Source organism: Pantoea sp. B623, assembly GCF_024814475.1.
Taxonomy (GTDB): domain Bacteria; phylum Pseudomonadota; class Gammaproteobacteria; order Enterobacterales; family Enterobacteriaceae; genus Pantoea; species Pantoea ananatis.
The window spans coordinates 1,385,961-1,406,868 of the sequence record NZ_JANUXM010000004.1 but is presented as its reverse complement, the minus strand read 5'-3'; the positions used below and the strand labels follow the sequence as shown (position 1 = coordinate 1,406,868).

General features: G+C 54.6%; 24 protein-coding genes. 16 read left to right on the top strand and 8 right to left on the bottom strand.

The window, feature by feature from the left end; genetic code table 11:
• Positions 1 to 30 precede the first annotated feature (30 nt).
• Both NXS97_RS08540 and NXS97_RS08535 read left to right on the top strand, forming a co-directional pair.
• Positions 31 to 1,440, top strand: a complete 1,410-nt coding sequence (locus NXS97_RS08540) for a VENN motif pre-toxin domain-containing protein (RefSeq protein WP_275235440.1) — start codon at positions 31 to 33, stop codon at positions 1,438 to 1,440.
• Positions 1,441 to 1,445: 5 nt separating this feature from the next.
• Complete coding sequence (locus NXS97_RS08535) at positions 1,446 to 1,859, top strand: hypothetical protein (protein ID WP_028714867.1); 414 nt, start codon at positions 1,446 to 1,448, stop codon at positions 1,857 to 1,859.
• Positions 1,860 to 1,936: 77 nt separating this feature from the next.
• Here NXS97_RS08535 and NXS97_RS08530 read toward each other — a convergent pair whose 3' ends face one another.
• A complete protein-coding gene (locus tag NXS97_RS08530) occupies positions 1,937 to 2,839 on the bottom strand; it encodes a LysR family transcriptional regulator (protein ID WP_104933201.1) in 903 nt (300 codons plus the stop codon).
• A 102-nt stretch (positions 2,840 to 2,941) separates the two neighbouring features.
• Between NXS97_RS08530 and NXS97_RS08525 the strand changes: the two genes are divergently transcribed.
• The 3 genes from NXS97_RS08525 to NXS97_RS08515 all read left to right on the top strand — a co-directional run bounded on the left by NXS97_RS08525 (position 2,942) and on the right by NXS97_RS08515 (position 4,379).
• Positions 2,942 to 3,724, top strand: coding sequence for an NAD(P)H-dependent oxidoreductase (locus tag NXS97_RS08525; RefSeq protein ID WP_181901401.1), 783 nt, complete (start codon positions 2,942 to 2,944; stop codon positions 3,722 to 3,724).
• Between the two features lie 265 nt (positions 3,725 to 3,989).
• Positions 3,990 to 4,202, top strand: a complete 213-nt coding sequence (gene cspA / locus NXS97_RS08520; RefSeq protein ID WP_009091867.1) for an RNA chaperone/antiterminator CspA — start codon at positions 3,990 to 3,992, stop codon at positions 4,200 to 4,202.
• A 3-nt stretch (positions 4,203 to 4,205) separates the two neighbouring features.
• The gene (locus NXS97_RS08515; protein ID WP_085980249.1) at positions 4,206 to 4,379 is read left to right on the top strand and encodes a cold-shock protein; all 174 of its coding nucleotides are present in this window, start codon (positions 4,206 to 4,208) and stop codon (positions 4,377 to 4,379) included.
• 103 nt (positions 4,380 to 4,482) lie between these two features.
• Here NXS97_RS08515 and NXS97_RS08510 read toward each other — a convergent pair whose 3' ends face one another.
• Positions 4,483 to 4,611, bottom strand: coding sequence for a hypothetical protein (locus NXS97_RS08510; RefSeq protein WP_019106665.1), 129 nt, complete (start codon positions 4,609 to 4,611; stop codon positions 4,483 to 4,485).
• Positions 4,612 to 4,674: 63 nt separating this feature from the next.
• A complete protein-coding gene (locus tag NXS97_RS08505) occupies positions 4,675 to 5,637 on the bottom strand; it encodes a chemotaxis protein (RefSeq protein ID WP_013024807.1) in 963 nt (320 codons plus the stop codon).
• Between the two features lie 160 nt (positions 5,638 to 5,797).
• Between NXS97_RS08505 and NXS97_RS08500 the strand changes: the two genes are divergently transcribed.
• A complete protein-coding gene (locus tag NXS97_RS08500) occupies positions 5,798 to 6,190 on the top strand; it encodes a YgiW/YdeI family stress tolerance OB fold protein (RefSeq protein ID WP_015700873.1) in 393 nt (130 codons plus the stop codon).
• A 32-nt stretch (positions 6,191 to 6,222) separates the two neighbouring features.
• Here the strand turns inward: NXS97_RS08500 and dbpA are convergent, their stop codons facing one another.
• Positions 6,223 to 7,602 carry an ATP-dependent RNA helicase DbpA gene (gene dbpA, locus NXS97_RS08495; RefSeq protein WP_028724050.1) on the bottom strand — a complete coding sequence of 460 codons (1,380 nt, stop codon included), beginning with the start codon at positions 7,600 to 7,602 and terminating at the stop codon, positions 6,223 to 6,225.
• A 408-nt stretch (positions 7,603 to 8,010) separates the two neighbouring features.
• Here dbpA and NXS97_RS08490 point away from each other — a divergent pair, with 408 nt between their 5' ends.
• Positions 8,011 to 8,229 carry a hypothetical protein gene (locus NXS97_RS08490; protein WP_014606481.1) on the top strand — a complete coding sequence of 73 codons (219 nt, stop codon included), beginning with the start codon at positions 8,011 to 8,013 and terminating at the stop codon, positions 8,227 to 8,229.
• Positions 8,230 to 8,295: 66 nt separating this feature from the next.
• On the opposite strand, the gene NXS97_RS08485 is transcribed toward NXS97_RS08490, so the two are convergent.
• The gene (locus NXS97_RS08485; RefSeq protein ID WP_014593035.1) at positions 8,296 to 9,678 is read right to left on the bottom strand and encodes an amidohydrolase; all 1,383 of its coding nucleotides are present in this window, start codon (positions 9,676 to 9,678) and stop codon (positions 8,296 to 8,298) included.
• Between the two features lie 91 nt (positions 9,679 to 9,769).
• On the bottom strand, positions 9,770 to 10,630 hold the full coding sequence (locus NXS97_RS08480) for a LysR family transcriptional regulator (protein WP_041930717.1): 861 nt from the start codon (positions 10,628 to 10,630) through the stop codon (positions 9,770 to 9,772).
• An 86-nt stretch (positions 10,631 to 10,716) separates the two neighbouring features.
• Between NXS97_RS08480 and NXS97_RS08475 the strand changes: the two genes are divergently transcribed.
• From NXS97_RS08475 to NXS97_RS08455, 5 genes are all read left to right on the top strand, one after another.
• Positions 10,717 to 11,880: a cyanate transporter gene (locus tag NXS97_RS08475; RefSeq protein ID WP_014593037.1), complete on the top strand. Its 1,164-nt coding sequence runs from the start codon at positions 10,717 to 10,719 to the stop codon at positions 11,878 to 11,880.
• A 217-nt stretch (positions 11,881 to 12,097) separates the two neighbouring features.
• Positions 12,098 to 13,753 (top strand): L-lactate permease, encoded by a 1,656-nt coding sequence (gene lldP, locus NXS97_RS08470; RefSeq protein ID WP_116219494.1) that lies wholly within the window; start codon positions 12,098 to 12,100, stop codon positions 13,751 to 13,753.
• Positions 13,750 to 14,535, top strand: a complete 786-nt coding sequence (gene lldR / locus NXS97_RS08465) for a transcriptional regulator LldR (RefSeq protein WP_116219495.1) — start codon at positions 13,750 to 13,752, stop codon at positions 14,533 to 14,535. Before lldP ends, lldR begins: the two co-directional genes overlap by 4 nt.
• Positions 14,535 to 15,707 carry an FMN-dependent L-lactate dehydrogenase LldD gene (gene lldD, locus NXS97_RS08460; protein ID WP_013024816.1) on the top strand — a complete coding sequence of 391 codons (1,173 nt, stop codon included), beginning with the start codon at positions 14,535 to 14,537 and terminating at the stop codon, positions 15,705 to 15,707. The genes lldR and lldD overlap by 1 nt, the downstream gene beginning before the upstream one ends.
• A gap of 63 nt (positions 15,708 to 15,770) precedes the next feature.
• The gene (locus NXS97_RS08455) at positions 15,771 to 16,199 is read left to right on the top strand and encodes an OsmC family protein (RefSeq protein WP_014606475.1); all 429 of its coding nucleotides are present in this window, start codon (positions 15,771 to 15,773) and stop codon (positions 16,197 to 16,199) included.
• Positions 16,200 to 16,528: 329 nt separating this feature from the next.
• Here the strand turns inward: NXS97_RS08455 and NXS97_RS08450 are convergent, their stop codons facing one another.
• Both NXS97_RS08450 and NXS97_RS08445 read right to left on the bottom strand, forming a co-directional pair.
• Complete coding sequence (locus NXS97_RS08450; protein ID WP_014606474.1) at positions 16,529 to 16,759, bottom strand: hypothetical protein; 231 nt, start codon at positions 16,757 to 16,759, stop codon at positions 16,529 to 16,531.
• Positions 16,760 to 16,857: 98 nt separating this feature from the next.
• Positions 16,858 to 17,037, bottom strand: coding sequence for a hypothetical protein (locus tag NXS97_RS08445; protein WP_013024819.1), 180 nt, complete (start codon positions 17,035 to 17,037; stop codon positions 16,858 to 16,860).
• Between the two features lie 411 nt (positions 17,038 to 17,448).
• Between NXS97_RS08445 and NXS97_RS08440 the strand changes: the two genes are divergently transcribed.
• From NXS97_RS08440 to NXS97_RS08425, 4 genes are all read left to right on the top strand, one after another.
• Positions 17,449 to 17,757, top strand: a complete 309-nt coding sequence (locus NXS97_RS08440; protein ID WP_015700865.1) for a PTS sugar transporter subunit IIB — start codon at positions 17,449 to 17,451, stop codon at positions 17,755 to 17,757.
• A gap of 83 nt (positions 17,758 to 17,840) precedes the next feature.
• Positions 17,841 to 19,145, top strand: a complete 1,305-nt coding sequence (locus NXS97_RS08435; protein WP_014606472.1) for a PTS cellobiose transporter subunit IIC — start codon at positions 17,841 to 17,843, stop codon at positions 19,143 to 19,145.
• Between the two features lie 3 nt (positions 19,146 to 19,148).
• Positions 19,149 to 19,463, top strand: coding sequence for a PTS lactose/cellobiose transporter subunit IIA (locus tag NXS97_RS08430; protein WP_013024822.1), 315 nt, complete (start codon positions 19,149 to 19,151; stop codon positions 19,461 to 19,463).
• Between the two features lie 13 nt (positions 19,464 to 19,476).
• On the top strand, positions 19,477 to 20,907 hold the full coding sequence (locus NXS97_RS08425; RefSeq protein ID WP_072136482.1) for a glycoside hydrolase family 1 protein: 1,431 nt from the start codon (positions 19,477 to 19,479) through the stop codon (positions 20,905 to 20,907).
• The last annotated feature ends 1 nt before the right edge of the window (position 20,908 follow it).

Here is a 20,908-nt window from a genome sequence, read left to right as displayed (position 1 = left end):
AAAGAACAGCAGCGACTGCAGACCGCGCAGATGATTGGCGAGATTGGCAGTCAGGTGGCGGATATTGCACGTACGCAGGGCGAGATTTGTGCGCTGAAGGAAGCCCAGAAGGTAAAAGGCCCCGCACCTGAAAGCGCCTCTGAAAAAGTACGTAATGCCTACATTGAGAGCCTTAAAGCCACAACTGAGTACAAAAAAGCAATCGCTGACTCCGGTACCGGAAGTTCATTACAGCGGGGGATTCAGGCGGCCACCGCAGCAGTGCAGGGACTGGCAGGCGGAGATTTTAAATCGGCACTGGCTGGCGCATCCGCCCCTTACCTCGCCGAACTGATCCACAAAAATACCACCACAACAGGCCCTGACGGCAAGCCGGTGGTGAATACCGCAGCAAATCTGATGGCACATGCGGTTGTAGGCGCCGTCATTGCACAGGCGCAGGGCAACAGTGCGCTGTCCGGTGCCAGTGGCGCAGCGCTGGGCGAGTTTATCGCTCAGGAGATGTATCCGGGTATCGCGCGGACGGATTTGAGCGAGGAGCAGAAGCAAACTATCAGCGCACTCGGAACGCTGGCAGCGGGGCTTGCTGGCGGTCTGGCAAATGGCAGTGCGTCAGGAGCCATAGCGGGCGCTCAGGCGGGGAAAAATGCGGTTGAGAATAATGCGCTGGGAGATATTGCGCAGGCGCAGTCTGAAGGCAAGACGGTGGAGCAGAAGGCGGTTGATTACGTTGAGGCTGAAAACGAGCGCTATAAGAAGGCAAACTGCGTCGGAATGAGCGCCGAAGCCTGCTCGGTGAAGATGTACACGGAACGGCGTGAAGCGTTGAAAGATGTGGCGTCAACGGGTGCAGATTTTGTGCCGGTGGTGGGTACGATAAAAAGTGCAGCGGAAGCACAGTCAGCACTGGATTATCTCTACGTGGCCGCTTCCCTGATACCGGGAGAGCGTGTTGCCGCGGGTATGCTGAAAGCGGCAGAGAAAGCGCTTACCAGTGGTGATGTTGCTGAAGCGTCCAAGCTGGTTAACAAAGCCAGCGATGAGATAGCAACGGCTTCACGGCCCAGCCACAGGCAATCAGAAATTGATGTAGGTAAAGATCTTGGCAATGGATGGCGCGAACAAGTCAGCTTCAAAGATGGTAAAGAAGTCCCATATGGGACAAAAGGTGGGGTTCGCCCTGATTGGTGTCAGGGAAATGTTTGTAGTGTTGAAGTGAAAAACTATAATATTACGAATAATCAGAGCGGTCTGATTAGTAATGTGTCTAAGCAAGCGATCCAACGTGCTGAGAATCTACCTGCAGGAATGCAGCAGAGGGTTATTATCGATGTGCGTGGACAAAGTGTGTCATTAGAGCAAGAGAGAGCAATTATTAAAGGAATTGTCCAAAAATCTAATGGTGCTATTGATCCAGCTGCAATTGAATTCAAAAGGTAATTCTTATGAAACACATAGGGTTTTATGGTGGCAGTTCTATAGTTGAACTTGGCTATCCTTCAGATATGATTGAATTTATTTCTATTTTAAATAAAAATGTTCTTGATAAAGAAGATGGGTATTTACTGGAGCAACTTTATCTTAGATATGTTCACCTTAAGGACTTGGATAAAACTCAATCATTAATAAAAAAATTACGAGTCCTTTTACCAAAAGACGTTGAGGAAAGGTTTTTAAAATATTTTGATGGTATTGAGTATTGCATAAAATCTGCGAAAGGGTTTTATGAAGACTGGAATGTTTATAAACCAGTAAAAATAGTTGTGACTGATATGCCAGATTTTATGGGGCATCGAGATCGAGCGGTAGAAGAATATGATGCTTTATCGTCTGGTGATATCCCATTTTGGCTACGTTAAAGTAAGCAATCCCAGCCCGGCTGCTGGGATTTTTTGCCTGTTACCAGGTCAGCCAGCGCTTCGCTTCTGCGGCTTTGTCATGACTTGTGACCTCCACCCTGAAACCTCCCCACCACCCTTTCCCTCAACCACCGATGCCCCAAATCCCGGTGCGATCGCTCATGCCACAGCATCACCAGTTCAAAGCCCGGAATCGCCATCGTGGGCTTCACGGTCATTAATCCTGGCATCATCGCCGCCACTCTCTCCGGCATCAACGCCACCAAATCGCTGGTGCTCAGCACGCTGCCCATCAGCAAAAAGTGGGGCACGGAGAGCACCACTTTCCGGCTCAACCCTCTGGCTTCCAGCACGCTATCCGTCACACCGCGAAAGCCGCCGCCGTCGGGCGATACCACTACATGTTCCAGCGCGCAAAGCGCTTCAGCGGTGATATCAGGATGCAGGGCGGGATGACCCTGACGTCCTGCCACCACATAACGCTCCTCAAATAGCGGGCGGATATGCAGCCCGTCTGGCACGCCGTCACGCAAATGAAGCACCAGATCGACCGTGCCTTTTTCCAGCTGCTGCGCGATCAACGCGGGTTTCATATCCAGAATGGCGAGCCGGGTGCCCGGTGCTTCCTGACGTAATGCTGCCATCAGGGGAACCAGTGCCGTCTGTGCGCCGTAATCCGTGGCCGCTACGCGCCACTCTTGAACGGCGTCGGCAGGGATAAACGGGCCTGGCGCAGCAACCACCTCATCGATCATGCCGCTTAGTTGCTCAAGCGAAAGGCGTAACGCCTCGGCGCGCGCGGTGGGGCGCATGCCATGAGATACCGGAATCAGCAGGGGATCGTTAAACCACTCACGCAGGCGCTCAAGCCGGGCACTGACAGAAGGCTGAGAAAGATTTAGCCGCTGCGCGGTCCGGCTCACGCTGTTTTCCTGTAACAGCACATTTAGAGTCATTAACAGGTTGAGATCGGGTTTCATGGTATCAGTCTTGCCTATAGTGAATATCCATTCATTTACTTTTACTGATAGCACATTCGGATGCAGGCTACATCTCAGATTCCCATCAAAGCAGGTGATTTTATGAATGTGTTAATCGTTGTTGCCCACCCTGAACCCCATTCCCTTAACGGCGCGCTGGCGCGTTTCTCCGTCAGCCACCTGGAGCAGTTGGGTCATCAGGTGCGCGTTTCCGATCTCTATGCCATGAACTGGGAGGCGCGCGTCTCGTCGGCAGACACGCAGCATCGCCAGAATGCAGAACGCTTTGATCCCTCTTTAGAATCCACCCAGGCTTTTGAAGGCGGCTTCCAGAGTGAAGATATTGTGCAGGAACAGGAAAAACTGTTGTGGGCCGATGCGGTGATTTTACAGTTTCCGCTCTGGTGGTTTTCCATGCCGGCAATCATGAAAGGCTGGATCGATCGTGTTTACGCCTGCGGCTTTGCCTATGGCGTGGGGGAGCACTCAGATACGCACTGGGGCGACCGCTATGGCGAAGGAACGCTGGCAGGGAAGCGTGCGATGCTGGTTGTCACGATGGGCGGATGGGAATCCCACTACAGCCCACGCGGCATCAACGGCCATATCGATGACATTCTGTTCCCCATTCAGCATGGCATCTTGTTTTATCCCGGTTTTGACGTGCTGCCGCCTTTTACGCTTTATCGCACCGGCCGCACCGACAGCGCGCGCTTTGCAGCACTGTGTGCAGAGCTGGGCGAGCGTCTGGATAATCTGTTTGTGACCGAACCTGTCGCCTATTATCGGCAAAACGACGGCGATTACAGGATACCGGCTCTTACTTTGCGCGACGATCTGGCGGCAGGCGAGCAGGGGCACCACGTGCATATTCGCAAACCGTAACACATGAACGGGCCAGATTTCTGCGCATGACGTTCATCTGGCCCACTCGCAACTATTTTAAAATAACCCTTGCATGCATCAGCAGGATATGACCTAATGAATCGTCGGTTTGATTAACAGACACTATCAAAGTAAGTAACCAAAGCAGTTCTCATCTCTAAGCCTGTCGCGAGACATTCCTTCTTTTTGAGTCTTCTCTTACGTTCTGATTAAAATCTGTTCTCAGGCCATTACGCCGGAAGGCTCTATTATTAAGGAATTAAACATGTCTAACAAAATCCGCGGTACCGTTAAATGGTTCAACGCTGAGAAAGGCTTCGGTTTCATCTCTCCTCAGGACGGCAGCAAAGATGTATTCGTACATTTCTCTGCAATTCAGGGCACAGATTTCCGTTCATTAGATGAAGGTCAACAAGTTGAGTTTACAGTAGAAAATGGTGCCAAAGGCCCAGCTGCTGCGAACGTTGTTGGTCTCTAAGGACTGAAAATTACGCGTTTTAAATGTCCTCACTGTAGTGGCTCGCAGTACCGTACATCACATTTCGATGTGACAAGAGCCAACCCGCATGGAGCGAAATGCATTTTTTGCAAAACGGTCGTTGTTCAAATTAACGCGACAAGGATTGCAGCTCAGAGCCAGCCTCAGGCGCTCTGAAAAGGCTAAAGAGTTCTATAGCGTTGTTGCATTTACCGTAATAAAAGGCTGCCACTGGCAGCCTTTTTTGTTTCCCTTCCGGCAACGTTCCCGCTGCTATTGACTAAACCATCAGGGCAAGCACGCCGCCCCAGAACAGCAGGCAGAAAGCGATCGCTGCAATCCAGCTCAGCTGACGGACACGCCCACGAAACAGTGACTTACGAATGACGGGAAGCGTTTCACTATGCATTCTTATATTCTCGAGTGGTGGATATCAAGCCTCACTGGGCAGGGATAAGCTGCCCGTTACGTCTTAGCTCGCGGCTTCCATTGCTTTAAAAATCACGTCAGACAGTTCGTTCAGTTCGAACTTCGCCACATAGCCATCGGCACCGACTTTGCGCACGTGATCTTCGTTTGCACTGCCAGAAAGCGAGGAGTGGATCACCACAGGAATATGGCGCAGCGTCGTATCGCGCTTGATGTTACGTGTCAGCGTAAAGCCGTCCATTTCTGGCATTTCCAGATCGGTTAACACCAGCGCAATCTTGTCGTGAATGGATTCACCCTGGGCCTGAGCCTGCTGATGCATCTCTTTGATTTTTTCCCATGCTTCCAGGCCGGTGTTGCACATGATGGCGGGAATACCCATGCTCTTCAGGCCTTGCTCCAGCAGTTGACGGGCAACTTTAGAATCTTCCGCCACAATCGCCACTGAACCCGGCTTCATTTTGAACTGACGCTCTTTCGGGGCTTCCGGCTCAACGCCGCGCACAGACGGGATGATGTCATACAAAATTTGCTCAACGTCCAGCACCATGGCCAGATTGCTTTTTTGTTCATCGTCATCAAGGCAGGCGATACTGGTGATATTACGGCCACCGATCCCGGCTTCAGCGGTATGCACTTGGCTCCAGTTAAGGCGCACGATGTTTTCGACAGACTCGACGGCAAACGCCTGGGTGTTTCGCGCGTACTCGGTCACCAGCAGCAGGTTAAGTCCCGTTTCTGGAACACAGCCTGCGACAGCCGGTAAATCAATCACCGGAATAAACTGTCCGCGGATACTGGCCATGCCGAGCAACGGCGAGCGCATGCCTGCGGCTTTGGTAATCGGCGGCATCGGTACAATTTCACGCAGTTTAAATACGTTGATACCAAACAGCTCTGATTTACCTTTTAACTGGTCAGAGCCCAGGCGAAACAGCAGCAGCTCAAATTTGTTCGATAACGCGAGATTTGCTCTCTCGTCGATCTCTTTCTGAAAATTATCCATTGTTGCCTCAGCATCAGCGCAGCAGGTGAAAAGGGTTGTGATGAAGTTATCGGCAGCAAGTGCAAAAAGGTGAGAGGGGAAAATCTAACGGCAGCATATTCTTGTGCCAGGCTTAACAGTGACTATTCAACATGGACACCTTCCCTTAAAGGAGTACGAGATGAAAAAAGTATTACTGGCCGCCTTGTTAGCCATGGCAACGTCTGGTGCATATGCAGAGCAAGGTGGTTTTAAGACAGGCGATACGCCGCCGCCGCAGAGCAAACAGGATGCGGGCTACAAAGGATCGGAAGATACCGGGCAAACCCACATCGATCAGATCCGTGACTTCCGCCAGGGCGGTTACGTCACGCTGGAAGGCTATATCGTTAAAAAATTAAAGGGCGATAATTATCAGTTTCGTGACGATACCGGCCATGTGACCCTCATTGCGCCGGAAAAAACGTTCGGTGGTAAAACCTATACCGCTAATGACAAAGTGCGAGTGAGTGGCAAGGTGCAGGGGAAAGGCGATAAAACAACGCTGCACGTGACGCGGATAGATGAGCCATAAAAGCGTGGGCGAGAGTGAGTCTCGCCCTTTTTTTAATCTTTTAACAGGACTGCGCGGCAGGTCTTGCCTTTAATTTTGCCCTGCTTGAGCTTGACCAGGGCCTGCTTAGCCTGGGCCGCTTCTATCGCCACATATGCATGAGTCGCGGTGAGATCGATTTTACCGATTTGGTCAGCCCGGTAACCCGCCTCGCCCGTCAGTGCCCCCAGGATATCGCCGGGGCGGATTTTGGCTTTACGCCCGCCATCAATGCAGAGCGTCATCATGGCGGCCGGTAACGCTTTACTGCTTTTCTTTAACGAACTGGCCGCAACCCAGGGCAGCTTCTGTTGCAGGAAGTCTTCAAGAGCATGAGCGCGTGCCATTTCGTCTGCAGCGACAAAGCTCACCGCTGCGCCCTGTTCGCCAGCGCGCGCGGTGCGGCCAATGCGATGCAGGTGCACTTCCGGATCCCAGGCCAGCTGATAGTTTACCACCAGCGACAGTAACTTGATGTCCAGCCCACGGGCCGCAACATCGGTTGCGACTAATACGCGGCCGCTGCCGTTGGCAAAACGGATCAGCACCCGTTCGCGATCGCGTTGTTCCAGATCGCCATGCAGGGGCAGGGCGCTGATATCGCGTGCATTGAGCGCAGCCGCAATATCATCGCACTCCCGCTTGGTATTACAGAACACCACGCAGGAAGAGGGCTGGCGTTCGCTGAGCAGACTGATCAACAGTGACAGCTTTTCACCGTGGCTGGCTTCAATAAACTGCTGCTCGATAGCAGGGAGTTCACTCACTTCTTCCGTGACCACGCTCAGCGCCTCACGCTGAAAGCGCTGGCTCAGGGCGGCAATGCCTTCCGGCCAGGTCGCGGAGAACAGCAGCGTCTGACGTGATGCTGGCGTGGCAGCGATAATCGTTTCCATATCGTCGCGGAAGCCCATTTCCAGCATGCGATCGGCTTCGTCCAGTACAAGCGTACGCAGGCTCTCCAGCTTCAGCGTCTCACGCTTAATGTGATCCAGAATACGGCCCGGTGTGCCGACCACGATATGAGGCGCATGCACCAGCGAATCGCGCTGGGCGCTCATAGGCTGGCCGCCACATAAGGTTAAGATTTTAATGTTGCGCGTGAAGCGGGCTAACTGCCGCAGGACGTTACTGACCTGATCGGCCAGTTCCCGGGTCGGGCATAAAATCAGCGCCTGCGTCTGAAAGTGAGCGCTGTCGATATGCTGCAGCAACCCAATGCCAAATGCGGCGGTTTTACCGCTGCCGGTTTTGGCCTGCGCACGCACGTCGCGTCCGTCTAAAATCGCGGGCAGCGTGGCGGCCTGAACCGGAGTCATGCTGGTATAGCCCATTTCGCGCAGGTTATCGAGCTGGCTGTCGGGAAGAGAATTAAGCGAGGAAAAAGCGGTCACGGGTGCGGCCTCTGCGGCTAAAAGTGGGGGGCATCATTGCGTGCGCAAGTCTGTCAGAAAGCGTGCGCAACGGCAACGTTAACCTTATGAATAAATAATATCCATTTCACGCGAGTTTTTTTAAGAATAAACTGAAGATGATGTGCGTTAGGTGGATTATTTTAATGAATGACAGCGGAATACATTCGCCAGGATCGGGTCCGATAACCGTCTGACAACGTTAATAAATTCATAATCTTTTGTTTATAAGAGCGAATATTGAGTTAACCGGTGAAGCCCGTTTTTTTTACAGGGTAAATAGCATTAGTAATGTAAAAGTATTGGCTTCAGCCCCTGTAAAAATCATTGAGTAACTCCTTTATATTGAGCGACATAGATCGATATAACCACTGGCAGAGGGTTTTTTCATTGAATAATATCCCGCAGATCTTGCATGAAGACGTACTAAAAATCGTTGGTCGTGCTGTCCTGACGCTCCATCTTTATGGCGAAACCTTATCGGCAGATAAAGTTGCCTCTATGATCGGATGTTATGCAGAAGACGATCCTGTTGCCCCTGACGGCGCGCCGCTCTATGCGCTGGCGATGGAGTTAATGTCGAAAAAGAGGGAGGCTGGCCGGGCTTAACATCGCTGTGCCTGAGATGTCCGCGCCTCACTTTAGCGCCGTTGCGTAAAGTGAGGCGCATCTGCGTTAAACCTGCTGTCGCACAAACTGCGGTTTACCCCGCGAGAAACTCGCTATCACGGGAGAAATCCGTGCCACCGCTTCCGCCGAACAACTGGCCTCAACCAGCATCATGTTGGCGCTGTCGCCGATGCGCGGCCACTGGCGTTCGCCGCTGGCAGAAAGCGGAAGCACGCCATCAGTCGCAATCGCCAGCGCGCGGCTTAAAGAGAATTCATCCGATCCCCCGTACAGCTGGGCATATAAATTGGCCTTTTCCAGCATGCTGCCGGTGCCAAATGGCGACCAGTGATCGATCACGCTGTCGGTGCCCGTCATGACGTTTACCCCTGCCGCCTGCAACTGTGGCACGGGCATGGTCAGCTTGCCGATGGGCAGCGTGGAGGCAATGCTGAACTGCTGCTCGGCCAGATCGGCAATCATCTTGTCCAGCTCTGCGCCCTGTAGGGTTGCCAGCGCAAAACCATGACTGAGGGTGACCTTACCGCGTAACGAGGGATTATTCTGCACGGTCTTAATCATGTAGCGAATCGCCTGCACGCCAGCAGCAGAGGTTTCATGCAGATGGATATCGACACCGCGCTGGTAGTCGAGCGCAATCTGGAACATGGCATCCAGGGATTTTTCCATCGCGCCATCCACATGGGTGGGATCGAGTCCGCCAACGTACTGCACGCCAGATTGCATGGCCTCGCGCATCAGCCCATCAACCTGAGAATGCAGCAATCCATGCTGGGGGAAGGCGACAATCTCACAGGGGAAATCGGGATGGTTTGCCAGCGCGGCCTGCAGATGTTCCAGGCTTTGCAGGCCGCTGACCGGATCGATATTACAATGGCTGCGCGCCCGGGTCGTGCCCATGGCGTTCAGCAGGGCGATAAGCCCTTCGGCCCGGGCCTGAGAGGTGGGCAGCAGCTGTGGAATCAGCACCTGTTCGCGGGCAATCATGTCCATAATCGTTTTGCCTTTACGCGGCCGCGGTGCCTGCCAGGGGCCGCCGTAAAAGGTTTTGTCGAGATGGATGTGCATATCCTGCGTAGACGGCAGCAGCAGCGCACCTTGCGCATCCCAAAACGGCAGTGAACGGTCACCTTGTCCGGCCGGACTGATCTGATGAAATCGACCATCGCGAAGTGTGATGTCGTAGCGCGCCGTTTTCGTCTCAACAATCTCGTCACCGTCACGTCCGAAGCCCTCTTCAAGCACTACATTACGTAAAACGTAGTGATCGGTTTGCGGCAAAGCTTTGCCAGAGGACGCGGGCGGTGCGCTGCGGTTGGCGGCCATACCCGGGGCGGTCATTCCGGCCATGATCATACTGCTGGCGGCGGTCAGGCGAACCCCCTGGCGGAGAAAGCGGCGGCGGCTGGTAGGTAAAGCGGTCTGCATCAGCGACTCCTGCGAAAGTGAGTGAGTCTTTAATCTGACAAACTGCGGCTTTCTCTGCTGGGTTGTTTTCCACTGCCTGCTATTTAAAAAATCACTGCCAGTTCAGACCGGCGAAGTCGGCCAGGGCATCCGCCAGCTGGCGCTGCAGCACATCTTCGGGCTGACGACAAAACAGCGCCAGCTCAAACGTATCAATCACCGGTAAACCCTGTTGGCTATCCAGAACCCGATGCGAAGGTAAGCGACAGCTGGCCGGCAGCAGCGTTATCCCTAAGCCCTGGGCGCTGGCGGCGGAGAGTGCCACCAGGCTGGCACTGCTGTACCCAATCCGCCAGCTGCGACCAAGTAAATCCAGCGTCTGGCAGATCTCCTCCCGGTACAGCCCCAGTTGCGGAAACAACACCAGCGGAACCGGCGACTGCTCGAAGCAGGGATGCGCGGCGCTGTCCAGCCACAGCAGCGGCTCCGGGCGCGAAGCCAGTGGGCGCTCACCGTAAGGCTGCTTGATCAGCATGATATCCAGCTCTTCCCGTTGCCAGGCGCGCCGCAGTTCCACCTGCATTCCGCTCATGACATCCAGCCGCAGGTGCGGATGTTCGCGGCTGAACCGCGCCAGCAGTCCCGCTGTGGGGGCGGCGAAGTCTTCCGGAACGCCAAGGCGCAGGATGCCATCGCGCCACTTATCGCTCAGTACATCGTGGGCTTCACCGTTCAGGGCAATGATCCGGCGGGCATAGCCCAGCAGTTTTTCGCCTTCTTCCGTGATCTGCACCAGGTGGGACGAGCGTGCCAGCAGCGTTTTACCGACCATCTCTTCCAGCCGCCGCACCTGTTGGCTGACCGTCGATTGCGACAGGTGAACCCGTTCGGCGGCGCGGGTAAAGCTGGTGGTTTCGCATACGGCAACAAAGCTCAACAGCTGTTGGGGCGTAAACATGGGCTGGCGATTCATTTTTCCACTGCCTGTCATCCTGTTATTTCATTTCCAAATAGTAATCGCTGCTGTCAGGCTGACAACGTTTAATTCCAGGATCCCCTATGAAAAAAGACCCTTTTTTGATGATTGCCGCCCTGATACTGGCCGGACTGAACATGCGGCCACTGATGACATCCGTTAGTCCACTGCTGGAGCAGCTACGGGAAAGTATTGGATTATCTTCGCTGGCGGCCTCACTTCTGCCCGCGATTCCCATGATGATGATGGGGGCAATAGCCTTAGTGAGCGCGCCGCTGCTGCAACGTATCCCGCTACGTAGGATGCTGTGTAGCGGGCTGGCGCTGTTAGTACTGGCGCTGGCCAGCCGGTTTTTTATCGCGCAAGGCGCCTGGCTGGTGTGGAGCACGGTTCCTGGCGGTATCGGCATCGGGATTGTACAAATGGCCATGCCGGGGTTGATCCGTCAGCGCTTTACGCAGCGCAGCGCCATGATCACCGGGCTTTGGGCGGCGGCGCTAATGGGCGGCGGTGGGCTGGGCGCGGCGATGACGCCGTGGATCAGTGCGCACCTGGGCTGGCAGGGTGCGCTCAGCAGCTGGAGTGTGCCTGCGCTGCTGGCCGTCATGCTGTGGTGGAGGATTCCTACGGTGTCCCCGTCCCGGCAGACATCAGCCGTTATGCCCTCGGTCTGGCGCAATACGCGCGCATGGATGCTGGCGCTGAGCTTTGGGTTAGTAAACGGCGGCTACGCCATCTGTGTGGCCTGGCTGCCGGATTTTTATCATCAACAGGGCTGGAGCGCGCAGGCGGGCGGCGGCCTGCTGGGCGTGATGATTGCCTGTCAGGTTGCCGGTGCCCTGGTGTTTCCCCTGCTGGTGCGGGGGGCGGACAGGCGACCGCTGCTTCTGCTGACGCTGGCACTCCAGCTCTGCGGATTAACAGGCCTGCTGGTGGCACCGCTCTACCCAGCCTGGCTGTGGGCAGGGATTGCAGGCGTTGGCCTGGGCGGCGCATTTCCCCTTGCCCTGGTGCTGGCGCTGGACCACCTGGCGCATCCTCAGGCCGGGGCGCGTCTGGTGGCATTCATGCAGGGCGTCGGCTTTATTATCGCGGGCAGTATGCCGTTTCTTGCCGGGCAATTGCATGAACTTACGGGCCACTTTTCCTCTATCTGGCTGTTGCAGGGGAGCGTAACGGTCATGCTGATCGGCCTGAACCTGCGTTTTCATCCAGAAAGCTACAAACAGGCTTTTCCTGAACGGTAATTGGTCCTACCAAACCAGCAAAACGTTTTCAGCGGCTCACATAACGTTAAAAATAGTGCAGTAACTGTTGCCTAGAGTTAACAGCGGGTTAAGTATCTGTAGCAAGCAAGCGCTGATTACCAGATTGGTAGGACCAATCGGCGCGGCTGAAGTGACAGATGCGCCACCTGGGTTTGTCGATCGCGCATCGCTTTCATCCTCTTATGGAGATCATGGCATGCAGATCTGGCAGCAAAATTACGATCCGCTCAACAATATCTGGCTCTCCAGCCTGATTGCTTTGCTTCCTGTTCTGTTTTTCTTCTTTGCGTTAATCAGGTTAAAGATGAAAGGCTATCAGGCCGCCACGCTCACGGTCGTCCTTGCGCTGCTGGTCGCGCTGTTGCTGTATCGCATGCCGCTACAGCAGGCGCTGGCGTCAACGGTTTACGGTTTTATGTACGGCCTGTGGCCCATCGCCTGGATCATCGTGGCGGCGGTTTTTGTTTATAAGATCTCGGTTAAGACAGGTCAGTTCGACATCATCCGCGCTTCCATCTTATCGATCACGCCCGATCAGCGCTTACAGATGTTGATTGTGGGGTTCTCTTTTGGCGCCTTTTTAGAAGGTGCGGCAGGTTTCGGCGCGCCGGTCGCCATCACGGCCGCGCTGCTGGTGGGGCTCGGTTTTAATCCGCTCTATGCCGCAGGCTTGTGCCTGATCGTCAATACTGCGCCCGTGGCGTTTGGCGCGATGGGGATCCCGATAGTTGTGGCGGGCCAGGTGACCGGGCTGGACAGCTTTGCCATCGGTCAGATGGCAGGCCGTCAGCTTCCGCTACTGACGATCGTCGTGCTGTTCTGGATCATGGCGATTATGGATGGCTGGCGCGGTGTCAAAGAAACCTGGCCCGCCGTGATTGTGGCGGGGGGATCGTTCGCGATTGCCCAGTTCCTCAGCTCCAACTTTCTGGGGCCGGAGCTGCCCGATATTATCTCCTCGCTCGCCTCACTCATTTCGCTGACGCTGTTTTTGCGCGTCTGGCAGCCGGTGCGCATCTTTCGCTTCAGCGAAACAGAAAGCCCGCACGCGGGCCAGCCTGTGAACCGGCAAAAATACACGACAGGGCAGGTGGTGCGCGCCTGGATGCCGTTCCTGTTTCTGACGGCAACCGTCACGTTATGGAGCATTCCACCTTTTAAAGCGCTGTTCGCAAAAGGCGGGGCCTTAGCGGAATCGGTGCTCAGCCTCCCTGTGCCCGGCCTTGATGGCTGGGTAACCAGAATGCCGCCGGTGGTCGCGCAGCCCAGTAGCTGGCCGGCCATTTTTAAACTCGACCTGCTCTCGGCAACCGGTACGGCTATTCTGGTTGCCGCCCTCGTGGCTATCATCTTCCTGAAGATGAAGCCCCGGACTGCGGTAGTGACCTTTGCAGAAACCCTGAAAGAGCTCATGTTGCCCATCTACTCCATCGGGATGGTGTTGGCGTTTGCTTTTATCTCTAACTACTCCGGCCTCTCTGCCACGCTGGCGCTGGCATTGGCCCACACCGGCCATGCGTTTACCTTCTTCTCGCCTTTCCTGGGCTGGCTCGGCGTGTTTCTGACCGGCTCGGATACGTCATCGAATGCCCTGTTTGCCGCCTTGCAGGCGACGACCGCGCAGCAGATCGGCGTTTCCGATATCCTGCTGGTGGCGGCAAATACCACCGGGGGCGTGACCGGTAAGATGATCTCGCCGCAGTCGATAGCCATTGCCTGTGCCGCCGTCGGGCTGGTAGGCAGGGAGTCGGATCTGTTCCGTTTTACCGTCAAGCACAGCCTGATATTTACCTGCCTGGTGGGCATCATTACCACGCTTCAGGCTTACGTTTTTCCCTGGATGATCCCATGACACCAAACTTACTGCCGTCCGCCGATCCGCTGCGGGTTCGGCTCCAACAGTATATTCGCGACCATCAGCTTGAGCCCGGCATGCGTTTGCCTGCCGAGCGCCAGTTGGCTGCGGCGCTTGGCGTCTCGCGCTCGTCGCTGCGCGAAGCTATTCAGCAGCTTATCAGCAGCGGAATATTGACGAGCCGACGCGGCGACGGCACCTGGCTGCGTCAGCCCCAGGAGCCCTGGTCTGAACAGCGCATTGTTGAGCCGATTCGTCAGCTGTTGGCCAACGATCCGGATTACCGCTATGACATTCTGGAAGCGCGCCACGCGATTGAAGCCAGCACCGCATGGCATGCGGCACTTCGGGCAACAGAGTCAGATAAGGAACGACTGCAGTACGCTTTTGACGCCACGCTGGCGTTAAAGGAGAGCGACGATCCCCATCTGGCCGGTCAGGCCGATCTGCGCTTTCACCTCGCTATCGCGGAAGCCTCGCATAACGTGGTGCTGCTACAAACCATGCGCGGATTTTTTGATTTGCTGCAGTCCTCGATGTTGCACAGCCGCAGGTTGATGTACACCAGCCCGGCGATTTTCGACCGCCTCACCGTTCAGCACAGGGCAATGCTTGACGCCATTTTACTGGGTGATGCCGAGGCCGCCCGCTTAGCGGCGATGGATCATCTTGGTTTTGTTCATACCACGATGAAAACGCTTGATGAAGATGAAGCCAGACAGGCGCGTATTACGCGTTTACCAGGCCATCACCTGGACAACCACAAGGAGACACACTGATGATCATTTCTGCCGCCAGTGACTACCGCGCCGCTGCACAACGTATTTTGCCGCCTTTCCTGTTTCACTATCTGGATGGCGGGGCTTATGCGGAGCACACATTACAGCGCAACGTCGCCGATCTCTCGGAGGTGGCGCTGCGCCAGCGCATCCTGCGCAACATGTCCGAACTCAGTCTCGAAACCACCCTGTTTAATGAAACGCTGTCAATGCCCGTGGCGCTGGCACCGGTCGGGCTGTGCGGCATGTATGCTCGTCGGGGCGAAGTGCAGGCTGCCCGCGCCGCCGCAGGCAAAGGCATTCCTTTCACGCTGTCCACCGTCTCTGTGTGCCCTATTGAAGAGGTTGCCCCGCAGATCAATCGCCCTATGTGGTTCCAGCTCTATGTGCTGCGGGACAGAGGCTTCATGCGCAACGCGCTGGAGCGGGCCAAAGCGGCGGGCTGCTCTACGCTGGTATTTACCGTGGACATGCCGACGCCGGGCGCGCGTTATCGCGATGCGCATTCGGGCATGAGCGGTGAAAATGCCGCACTGCGGCGATACTGGCAGGCCATCACCCATCCAAAGTGGGCACTGGATGTAGGATTACAGGGCAGGCCGCACGATCTGGGGAATATCTCCACCTATCTCGGCAAGCCTACCGGCCTGGAGGACTATATTGGCTGGCTGGCGAAGAACTTTGATCCTTCCATTTCCTGGCAGGATCTGGAGTGGATTCGTGATTTCTGGGATGGCCCGATGGTGATCAAAGGCATTCTGGACCCTGAGGACGCCCGTGACGCGGTGCGCTTTGGCGCTGACGGTATCGTGGTTTCTAACCATGGCGGACGCCAGCTGGACGGCGTGCTGTCCTCGGCGCGTGCCTTACCTGCGATTGCGGATGCGGTCAAAGGCGATATCACGATCCTTGCCGACAGCGGTATTCGTAATGGACTGGATGTGGTGCGTATGATTGCGTTGGGCGCAGACAGCGTCCTGCTGGGGCGCGCCTTTATCTATGCGCTGGCGACACAGGGACAGCGCGGCGTTGAGCATTTATTGACGCTGATTGAAAAAGAGATGAAAGTCGCGATGACCTTAACCGGCGCGAAGCGCATTGCCGATATCACCCAGGCTTCGCTGGTGCAGGCAAATGCGCTCCTGCAGGAAGCCAATCTGCGTCCGGCATAGTCGCCCGCTGCGAAATCAGATGCGTTGTCTATACTTACCTTCTTTACCAACAGGAGGAATGACATGACCATTCATAAGAAAGGCTCGGCGCATTGGGAAGGCGATATTAAAGGCAAAGGCACAGTCAGCACCGAGAGCGGCGTACTGAATCAACAGCCCTACGGCTTTAACACCCGCTTTGAAGGACAAAAAGGCACTAACCCAGAAGAGCTGATTGGTGCGGCACATGCGGCCTGTTTCTCTATGGCGCTGTCGCTGATGTTGGGTAACGCTGGCCATAAGCCTGAAAGCATCGATACCACTGCAGACGTCTCGCTGGATAAAAAAGGTGAAGGTTTCGCGATCACCAAAATCGCCTTAACCAGCACCGTTTCTCTGCCGGGCATTGATAACGACACCTTTGATGAAATCATCAATAAAGCCAAAGCAGGCTGTCCGGTTTCTCAGGTGCTGAATGCAGAAATCACGCTCGACTACACCCTGAACAACTGACGACGATCCTGCGTCACTTTTCGTGATGCAATTGGTCGTGATGTCATCGGTGATCGTGCCGAATTCAGATGCGCCTGCGGGCGCATCTTCGTGTGCTGCATCCAATCGTCGCAGGGGCAGGCGGTTCTGCAAAACACGGGAAAAGGCGGTTCGTCTTGCCAGTAACGCGTGACGTACTGTTGTCGAATGAGGGGACAGCGATAATATGCGCATGAAATCGTGGCTTTCTCGCCACAAGCTTGGTGTGCTGCTAATGGTGGTACTGCTGCTGGAGTTACTCTACTTTCTGCTTACCGCATCCTGGTTTCCCTGGAACGCCACCTGACACGTCAGGCATACATCTCTTCTCCACGCTTAGTCCGCACGTCGCTGCGCGCAATACGGTAAGCCTTGCCGGGATCGCCCGCCACAAATTCAAATGTTGGCGAATAGTAGAACGGAAGCCAACCGCCATAGGCGCTTTCCCATTCCCAGCGTACCGGACAGGGCCACAGAATGCCTTCATACAAAATGTAATAAACCCAACGCCCAGTTGGACGGCGGGGACGACTACTTTTCATGGGATTCACGACTGTGTTGGTGTAAAACAGCTTATATTTTGAACGCTAAACGGCATCCTTGCAATGTTGTCTGCCTGTTTTTGTGTCCTTGCGCCTGTTCAGTTATCTGAACGATGCACTTCACCACAAAGCAGCACCACGTTTGGGCGGACTTTATGAATGCGGTTTGCCATGACTTCACAGGCGGCTTTCGTTGGATAGATGCGCTCCGACACCGGCAACGCTTCACAGGCATCATGTCCACAGGCGCTTACCAACAATACAAAACCAATCAACATAACCGACTCCTTCTCCCGGTTCGCACATCACGAAATGGATGAGTGTTCCTTTTTTATAAAACCAGTATAGCTAATTGCCGTCGGGGCACTCATCACGCTGGACGGTATCGGATTGCTCTGACGCATTATAAGGCTTGCGCGCCTGAACAGCAGTGAAATCTTATTGTTAACAGCACGCGCAGCCACGTCGTCGCGTTAATTTCTGACGCCGCAACCCCATCGATTTTTATCTCTGCCGTGACGATGTTCAGGGTCAGAAAATGATCGCGCCTGTTGAAGGTTTTATTGCTCAACAGCGATGCCGGTACGTTTTGATATTTCTCACACTTCTGACATGCAAATCTGAAACCGGTTGCAGAAAATCTTTACCCTGTGTATTCGTTAATCATTCATCACACGGAGGAATTAACAATGCCAAAGATTTTGCTGTGCTGCGCCGCCGGAATGTCCACCAGTATGGTGGTACAGAAAATGGAAAAAGCCGCTAAAGAACAAGGCATAGCGGTAGAGATAAAAGCTGTGGGAATTGAAGAGTTTACTGATCTTATTGCCGACTATGACTGCTGCCTGCTGGGGCCGCAAATTAAATATAAGCTGGCGGATTTTGAGCCTGTCGCCCAACAACACAGTAAACCCATCGCAGTGATTAACAGCATGGATTACGGAATGATGAAGGGTGAAAAGATATTAAGTGATGCACTTAAGCTTATTCATCCCTGATGAGTAAGAAACTGAAAAATATATCGCAGGCCTGTATTTGCCTGTGCAGCGTTATTCTCGTTTTCCTGAGCAGGAGTTAAGGGATGAGCCGCTTAAGCGAATCGTTATTCGGCGTTATCGAAAACCGCATCAGTCCGCTGGCGGGGCGCCTCTCCAGCCAGCGCCACGTCATCGCCATCCGCGATGGATTTATTGCCTCAATGCCGTTTCTGATTGTGGGTTCCTTCATGCTGCTGTTTGCGCATCCTCCTTTTTCGGCAGACAGCAGTTGGGCCTTCGCACAGTGGTGGCTCGGCATGGTCAAGGCACATGAAGAACAAATCATGATGCCGTACAACATGACGATGGGCATTATGGCGCTCTATATCGCCAGTGCTATCGCCTACAACCTGGCAAACAGCTATAAGATGAACGGCTTTATGGCGGCCAGCCTGTCGCTGATGGCGTTTCTGGTCGTGGCCGCACCGCAAACGGGCAAAATGCTGCCGGTAGGATCGCTGGGCGGGGAGGGGATTTTTACCGCCATTCTGGTCGCGCTTTTTGCCACGGAGCTGATGCACTTTTTGCAGAAACACAACATCGGCTTTAAATTACCCGAACAGGTGCCGCCGAAAATTCGTCAGTCCTTTGACCTGCTCATTCCCATCATTACCATTTTTATTACCTTATTTCCGCTTAGCCTGTGGGTACAGGCACAGTTTGGCATGCTGCTGCCGCAGGCCATCATGGCGATCTTCTCTCCGATCATCTCCGCGTCGGATTCACTGCCCGCCGTGCTGGTCGCCGTCTTGCTGTGCCACCTGTTGTGGTTCGCAGGCATTCACGGTGCCGTGATTGTCGGCGGGATTTTGCAGGCCTTCTGGCTGACCAATCTCGGCCTGAACCAGCAGGCACTGAATGCGGGTGAGCCTGTCAGCCATGTGTTTATCGAACCCTTTTGGCAGTTTTTTATCGTAATTGGCGGTTCCGGTTCCACCATGGGGCTGGTATTACTTTATTTGCGAAGCCAGTCTGCCCATCTGCGCTCCATTGGCAAACTCAGCATCGTGCCCAGTATGTTCAACATCAACGAGCCGGTTATTTTTGGCTCGCCTGTCGTGATGAACCCCATTCTGTTTATTCCCTTCGTTCTTGCTCCCTTGGTCAATGCCGTCATTGCCTGGGTCGCCACTAAAACCAATCTGATTAACCACGTCATCTCGCTGGCACCGTGGACCACGCCAGCCCCAATTGGTGCGGCCTGGTCAACCGGCTGGGACTGGCGCGTCATCGTGCTGATTGCCGTGCTGGTGACGATTGCCACGTTGATTTACTACCCGTTTTTTAAAATGTACGAGCGTCAACTGCTGCAGCAGGAACTGAGTGCAGCACAACCGGTAAAGGAGTAATGCATGGAAATCGATGAAAGCACGGTAATCGAACTGATTATTCAGGCGGGCGAAGCGCGCTCCTGCTCGATGGAAGCGTTGCGTGCAGCTCGTCAGCAAAACTGGGAACGAGCAGACAGCATGCTGACCGCCGCGACGGCGGCGGCAAAGGCGGCGCATCAGATACAGACCCGGCTCATCGGTGCTGATGAGGGCAGCGGAAAAATCCCGGTCAACCTGATTATGGTTCACGCCCAGGATCACCTGATGAACGCGATGCTTTGCCGCGAGCTGGCAGAAGAAATTATTCAACTGCGTCGGGAGCTTGCCGCACGTTAAAAAAGGAGATTTTATGCAACATTCGACACTGACCGCATTTCCGGACGGTTTTCTCTGGGGCGCCTCGACCTCGGCATATCAGGTGGAGGGCGGATGGGATGCAGATGGTAAAGGGCCGTCGGTTATCGACAAAGCCACGTTCAGCCAGGCAATTACGGATTTTACCGTTTGCAGTGACCACTACCACCGCTTTAAAGAGGATATCGCCCTGCTGGCGGAAATGGGACTAAAAACCTACCGCTTCTCCATCGCCTGGAGCCGTCTTTATCCTGAAGGCGACGGCGCGTTAAACGAGGCGGGCGTGGCCTTTTACCAGCAGTTAATTGATGAGATTTGCCGGCACGGCATTACACCGCTGGTCACGCTTTATCACTTCGATCTGCCCTGGGCCCTGCAGCAGGACGGAGGCTGGTCTTCTCGCCGCACGGTAGCGGCGTTTGAACGTTTTGCCATTACCTGTTTTGAGCAGTATGGCAGCCAGGTCAAATACTGGCTGACCATCAACGAACAGAACATGATGATTTTGAAAGGCGACGTGATCGGGACGTTACCGCCTGGCACCGCCGATCCACAGAAAACCCTGTATCAGCAAAATCACCACATGATGCTGGCGCAGGCAAAGGCGATGATTGCCTGCCACGAACGCTTGCCAGACGCTAAAATTGGCCCGGCACCGAATATCTCCTGCGTCTATGCGGCAAGCTCGCGGCCAGAGGATGTGCTGGCGGCGGACAATTTCTCTGCAATCCGTAACTGGCTCTATCTGGATTTAGCCGTTCACGGGCGCTACAACCCTGTGGTATGGGCTTTCTTAAAACAGCGCGGCTGGCTTCCGACGATCGAGGATGAGGATATGGCCATCATCGCCGCCGGTCAGCCCGATTTTATCGCCTTTAACTATTATGCTTCGGCCACCGTCGGGGCAGAGTGCGAACATCATGACCCCGACAGTCGGCCCCATGCCGATCAGCAAATGGCCGGCATCGACCGCTCCGTCTACGTGGGCTGTAATAATCCGCATCTGCAGCAAAATCAGTTTGGCTGGTATATCGATCCGGTAGGCTTTCGCATCACCGCGCGCCAGATTTATGCACGTTATGCCTTGCCGCTCATCGTTACCGAAAATGGCTTAGGGGCGTTTGATACCCTGGCGGCCGACAACAAGGTGCATGATGATTACCGTATCGACTATCTGCGTGAGCATATCGCTCAGCTGCAGCTGGCCATTGCCGATGGCGTCGAGCTGTTCGGTTATTGCCCGTGGTCTGCTATTGATCTGGTGAGTACCCATCAGGGCATCAGCAAACGTTACGGATTTATTTATGTGAACCGCGATGAAAAAGCGTTAAAGGACCTGGCACGCTACCGCAAAAAAAGCTTCTTTTGGTATCAGAAGCTGATTCGCAGTAACGGCGCAACGCTGAACGCGTCGGTGGACTACTAAG